Annotated in this window: 4 protein-coding genes; 1 reads left to right on the forward strand and 3 read right to left on the reverse strand. The window is 70.6% G+C overall.

Annotation, left to right across the window (positions count from 1 at the left end):
* Positions 1-48: 48 nt before the first annotated feature.
* From GT042_RS39690 to GT042_RS35480, 3 genes are all read right to left on the reverse strand, one after another.
* On the reverse strand, positions 49-267 hold the full coding sequence (locus tag GT042_RS39690) for a DUF397 domain-containing protein (RefSeq protein WP_161312797.1): 219 nt from the start codon (positions 265-267) through the stop codon (positions 49-51).
* Between the two features lie 249 nt (positions 268-516).
* On the reverse strand, positions 517-3,123 hold the full coding sequence (locus GT042_RS35475) for an ABC transporter permease (protein ID WP_161312798.1): 2,607 nt from the start codon (positions 3,121-3,123) through the stop codon (positions 517-519).
* Positions 3,120-3,908 carry an ABC transporter ATP-binding protein gene (locus GT042_RS35480; protein ID WP_161312799.1) on the reverse strand — a complete coding sequence of 263 codons (789 nt, stop codon included), beginning with the start codon at positions 3,906-3,908 and terminating at the stop codon, positions 3,120-3,122. The genes GT042_RS35475 and GT042_RS35480 overlap by 4 nt, the downstream gene beginning before the upstream one ends.
* 515 nt (positions 3,909-4,423) lie before the next feature.
* On the opposite strand from GT042_RS35480, the gene GT042_RS35485 reads away from it, so the two are divergent.
* Positions 4,424-5,956 (forward strand): MFS transporter, encoded by a 1,533-nt coding sequence (locus GT042_RS35485; RefSeq protein WP_161312800.1) that lies wholly within the window; start codon positions 4,424-4,426, stop codon positions 5,954-5,956.
* Positions 5,957-6,124: the final 168 nt, after the last annotated feature.

Consider the following 6,124-nt stretch of genomic DNA (forward strand, 5'->3'; position numbering starts at 1 on the left):
CCCCCGACTACCCCTCGGCCCGAACCCGCACACTGAGCAGCACCGTAACTACCCCTCCCCCTCCCCCTCCCCCTCAGCGAAGTGGTCGAACTCGCCCGCCTTCACACCCAAGATGAACGCGCGCAGCTTCTCCGGGGTGGTGGTGACGATCGTGTCCGGGTCGTCGCTCTCCTGGATGAGGATGGAGCCGTCGGCGGCGGTCGTGATGTGGACACCACCGTTCGCCTCGGCGTTGGACGAGGGCTTCTGCCAGTCAGGGGTTGACACCCAGCCTCCTTCTCCCGCACGTCTGTCGCGAACCGTAGTACTCGCCCGCTTTGATGCGAGCCGAGTCGCTTGAACAGACAGCCAACAAGTCCGGCCCCGGTGGGCGTTGGAGGACGCCCACCGGGGCCGGAGACCCGTACGTTATCGCGGCCCACCGGCCGCTCGGGGATACAGGGGGATGTGGGAGGGATGCGGGAGGGGACGCGGGAGGGGACTCCCCCCGGCCCCTACCCTCCGACCCCCCGCCCCCTAATCGCTCGCGATCGCGTTCAGTACGTTCATCCGGCCCGCTCGGAACGCCGGGACCAGGGCTGCGAACAGGCCCACGAACGCCGAGGCCACGAAGACGCCCGCTATCGTCGGCCAGGGGATCTCCAGGACGCCCAGGCCCTCCAGTGCCAGCAGCTTCTGGGCCGCCGTGCCCCAGCCGAGGCCCAGGCCCAGGCCCAGCAGGGCGCCGAAGACCGCGATCACCACCGACTCCAGGCGGATCATGCGCCGCAGCTGGCGCCGCGAGAGGCCGATCGCCCGCAGGAGGCCGATCTCTCGGGTGCGTTCCACCACCGACAGGGCCAGGGTGTTCACCACGCCCAGCACCGCCACCACGATCGCCAGGCCCAGCAGGCCGTACACGATGTTGAGCAGCTGGCTGATCTGGTCCTTGAGGTCCTGCTTGAAGTCGGTCTGGTTCTGCACCTTGTACTGCGGGTACTCCGCCAGCGACTTCTTGAGGGCCGCGTACGCCTCCTTCTCCTTGCCGTCCTGCGCCGCCGCGAACATGATCATGTTCTTCGGCATCTTGGCGGCCGGCACGTACTTCTCGGCGGTCGTGAGGTTGATGTACATCGCGCCCTTGTCGATGCTCGTGTCGTCCGACGTGATCGCCGCGACCTTGAGCTCCGCCGTCTCACCGGCCTTGAACGCGACCTTGACCGTGTCGCCGACCTTCACGCCGTGCCGCTCGGCGAACGCGTCCCCGACCGACATGGCGTCCTTGCCGTACGCCGCCGACAGCTCACCCGACACGGTCTCCCGGCGCAGGTCCTGCGCGTACGTCGGGTCGGCGGCGACCACTCCCTCGTCCTCCGCCTTGCCGTCCGGGGTGGTCAGCTTCGCGTCGACCATCCGGTACTGGGTGACGTGTTCGATGCCGGGCGTACGCTCCAGCGCGGCCTGCGCCTTCGGCACGATCGGTGTGTTCGGTACGGACGGCTGGATGATGAAGTCCGCGCCCACCGACTTGTCCAGCTCGTCCGTGGCCGAGGCGACCATCGACGAGCCGACCACCGAGAGGCACGCCACCAGCGCGAGGCCGATCATCAGCGCGGCGCCGGTGGCTCCCGTACGGCGCGGGTTGCGCAGCGCGTTGCGCTCCGCCAGCCGCCCGACCGGGCCGAACACCCGGAGCAGCACCGCGCTGAGCACTCGTACCAGACCGCCCGCGAGCAGCGGGCCGATGACCACGAACCCGATCAGCGTGAAGACCACGCCCACCCCGAGGAACAGCGAACCCTCCGCCGCCTTGTCGGCGCGGGTCGCCACAAGGAGGGACAGGCCGCCCGCCGCCGTGAGCAGCAGCCCGAGCACGGCCCTCAGCAGGCCGGCCCGCCCGTCCGCGGGGGTCCCGGCGTCGCGCAGCGCGGCCATCGGGGAGATCCGCGCGGCCCGCCGGGCCGGGATGTACGCGGCCACGACCGTGACCACCACACCCAGTACGAGCCCGATCACCGGAGTCGTCCACTTCACGGTCAGGTCGCCGGTGGACAGTTCCAGACCGGTGGCGGACATCAGCTTCATCAGCCCGACGGCCAGCCCCACCCCGGCCGCCACCCCGGCAACCGACCCGAACACCCCGAGCAGTACGGCCTCGAAGAGCACCGAGCGGTTGATCTGCTTGCGGCTGGAGCCGAGTGCCCGCATCAGGCCGATCTCGCGGGTGCGCTGGGCGACCAGCATCGAGAAGGTGTTGACGATGAGGAAGATGCCGACGAGGAAGGCGATCCCGGCGAAGCCGAGCATCGCGTACTTCATCACGTCGAGGAAGGACCCGACGTCCGAACGGTTCGCGTCGGCGGCCTCCTTCTGCGTCTGGAGTTTGTACGGCCCCGCTGTCCCAGCCGTCCCCGCCGTCCCCGCTCCCAGCGCCGCCGCCACGTCCTGCTTGAGCTTCGTGTCGCTGACGCCCGCGTCGGCGGTGACGTACAGCTGTGTGAACAGGCCCGGCCCGCCGAGCAGTTCACGCTGGGCGGTCGCGGTGTCCAGGTAGAGGACCGTCGCGCCCGGGTTGGTGACCTTGAAGGCGGCGATGCCGGTGATCTTCTTGGTGAAGGTGCCCGTGACGGCGATCGCGCGCAGCTCGTCACCGATCTTGATGTGGTGCTTGTCCGCGGTGTCGGCGTCGATCATCGCCTCCGTGGGGCCACGCGGCGCGTGACCGGAGGTGATCTCCATCGAACGCAGGTCGTTACGGGTCCAGTTGCCGACGAACGTCGGCGCGCCGGTCGTGGCACCCACGTTCTTGTTCTCCGCGTTGACGACGGTCACGCTCTCGCTGCTGACCGCGCCCTCGACGGACTTCACCCCGGCCACCGCGCCCACCCGCGCGACGGCGGAGGCGGGCAGGGTCTCGGGCTTGCCCGTGCCGGGCTGGCCGCCCTGGCCGCCCGAGGACCGGGGGCTCACCGTCACGTCGGGCGAACTGACGGCGAAGAGCTTGTCGAACGTCGTGTTCATCGTGTCCGTGAAGACGAGCGTGCCGGAGACGAACGCCACCGACAGCAGGACCGCGACGGCGGACAGCGCCATCCGCCCCTTGTGCGCGAAGAAGTTGCGCATCGAGGTCTTGACCACGGTCACGACGTCCGCCCCCGCGCGTCGAAGTCCTTCATGCGGTCCAGTACGGCCTCGGCGGTCGGGCGGAACATCTCGTCCACGATCCGGCCGTCCGCGAGGTACAGCACGCGGTCCGCGTAGGACGCGGCGACCGGGTCGTGCGTGACCATCACGATCGTCTGGCCCAGGTCGTCCACCGACCGGCGCAGGAAGCCCAGCACCTCGGCGCCGGCCCGCGAGTCCAGGTTCCCGGTCGGCTCGTCGCCGAAGATGATCTCGGGGCGGGCGGCGAGCGCCCTGGCCACCGCGACCCGCTGCTGCTGGCCGCCGGACAGCTGTGTCGGCCGGTGCTTGAGCCGGTCGGCGAGGCCCACCGTCTCCACCACCTTCCGGAGCCACTCGGCGTCCGGCTTGCGGCCGGCGATGTCCATCGGCAGCGTGATGTTCTCCAGCGCGTTGAGCGTCGGCAGGAGGTTGAACGCCTGGAAGATGAAGCCGATCCGGTCCCGGCGCAGCTGCGTCAGGCGCTTGTCCTTGAGCTTCGTTATCTCGGTCTCGTCGAGGTAGATCTCCCCCGAGGTCACCGTGTCGAGGCCGGCGAGGCAGTGCATCAGCGTCGACTTGCCCGAGCCCGAAGGGCCCATGATCGCCGTGAACTCCCCCCGGGCGACGTCCACATCGACGTGGTCGAGCGCCACGACGCGGGTCTCGCCCGCCCCGTACGCCTTGACGACCTGCCGCGCTCGCGCCGCGACGGCCGTACGCCCTCCAGTGCCCCCGTGCCTGGGGATGGTTGCAGCCGTTGTCACGGTCATTCTCCTAAGTCAGTCGTTCCCCTCGTCGCGGTCGGCGCGACGGGGTCCCCGGATGTGCTCTGAGTCTGTCGGCCGACGCCCGCCCGCACCCTGGTGCGCGGCGGTGTCTTGGCCAGGGGGTTTTCCCCACCCCCCGGCTGCGGTCGCCCCCCGTACCGGCGGCCGCCGTTGCCGTATGTACAAGCTAAAGACCACGGCGCTCTCTACGCGTCCTCCACCGGAAGGACAGGCCCCTGGCCAGAAGTAGGGAGGAGCCCCTAGGGGCCTCCACCCGGAGGGGGAGCGGCGGGGTGGGGAGGCCGGCGGAAAGCGGTGGCGGGACCGCGCCCTGCCGGCGCGGGACGGGCGGGTGAGATGGTGTCCCGGAGCACATACGTGCATGGGGAAGGGATCTTGTGAGCAGCGGCGGCACCGAGGACACGGAAGACACCAAGGACGCCGGGGAGGGGGAGCTCGCGAGGGATGCCGAGGACACCGACGACCCTGACGACGCCGACGCCACCGGGGCGATGACCGAAGCGATAACCGAAGCCGCTCCCGCCCCTCCCCGCGGGCGCGGCCCCGTCGTCGCGGCGCTGATGCTGGGCATGGCGCTCGCGGCGCTGGACGGCACGATCGTCGCGACCGCCGTGCCGCAGATCGTCGGCGACCTCGGCGGATTCTCCGTCTTCTCGTGGCTGTTCTCCGGCTACCTGCTCGCCGTGACGGTCACCCTGCCGGTGTACGGGAAACTCTCCGACACCCTCGGCCGCAAGCCGGTCCTGATCGCCGGCATCATCATCTTCCTCATCGGCTCACTGCTCTGCGCGAGCGCCTGGAACATGGCAGCGCTCATCGCCTTCCGCGTCGTCCAGGGCCTCGGCGGCGGCGCGCTCCAGGGGACGGTGCAGACCATCGCGGCCGACCTCTACCCGCTCAAGGAACGCCCCAAGATCCAGGCCAGACTGTCCACCGTGTGGGCGACGTCGTCGGTCGCGGGACCGCTGGTCGGCGGGTTGTTCGCGGGGTACGTGGACTGGCGCTGGATCTTCATCGTCAACCTGCCCGTGGGGGCGGTGGCGCTCTGGCTGATCGTCCGGCACCTGCACGAACCGGCCAGGCCCGCCGCCGTACCGCGCCCGCGTGTCGACTGGGCGGGCTCGCTCGCGGTCTTCGCCACCGCGACGCTGCTGCTCACCGCGCTGGTCCAGGGCGGGGTGGCGTGGCCGTGGTTCTCCGTACCCTCCCTGGGGCTGCTGGCGGGGTCCGTGGCACTGGCGTGTCTGACCGTCGTGATCGAGCGCAGGGCGGCGGACCCGATCATTCCGGGGTGGGTGTGGAAGCGCCGTACGATCGCGGCGGTCAATCTGGCGCTGGGCGCGCTGGGACTGCTGATCGTCGCGCCGACGGTCTTCGTACCGACTTACGCGCAGTCCGTCCTCGGGCTCGGGCCGATCGCGGCGGGCTTCGTCCTGTCGGCGATGACGCTGAGCTGGCCGGTGAGCGCGGCGCTGTCGAACCGTGTGTACAACCGGATCGGCTTCCGCAGGACCGCGATCGTCGGGATGTCGGTGGCGCTGGCGGTCCTGCTGGCGTTCCCGCTGCTGCCCTTCCCCGGGCAGGCGTGGCAGCCGGCGCTGATCATGCTGGTCCTCGGGGCGGGGCTGGGGCTGTTCCAACTCCCCCTGATCATCGGGGTCCAGTCGTCGGTGGGCTGGGCGGAGCGGGGTACGGCGACCGCGTCGATCCTCTTCAACCGCCAGATCGGGCAGAGCGTGGGGGCGGCGGTGTTCGGGGCAGTGGCGAACGGCGTCCTGGCGTCGCGCCTGGCGGCGGGCGCGGGTTCGGGAGCGGGGCCGGGGCTGCCGGGAGACCTGGACGCGGTCTCCACCGCGCTGAGCCACCCCGGTTCGCTGAGCGCGTCGTCGGAGGAATACCTGCGCCGGGCGGTGGACGCGGCGGTGGACCACGTGTTCGTGGGCGCGGCGGGGGCGGCGGTGCTGTGTGTGCTGGTGCTGCTGTTCGTCGCGCCGCGTGTGTTCCCGGTGCTGCCGGACGAGTAGGGGGCTTCTCGCGGCGACGGGGGGATCTGTCGCGCGGGGGGGGCAAATGCGGTTGCGGTTGCGGTTGCGGTGCAAGGTGCGGGTTCGGACCGAGAGGTAGTCGGGGTGTCCGGCATTGGATGAGGCGGGGTGGGGCCGCCCCTTGCGGTTGAGTGTCGCGGTTTCGGG

The sequence above is a fragment of the Streptomyces sp. SID3212 genome (assembly GCF_009865405.1).
Classification (GTDB): Bacteria; Actinomycetota; Actinomycetes; order Streptomycetales; family Streptomycetaceae; genus Streptomyces.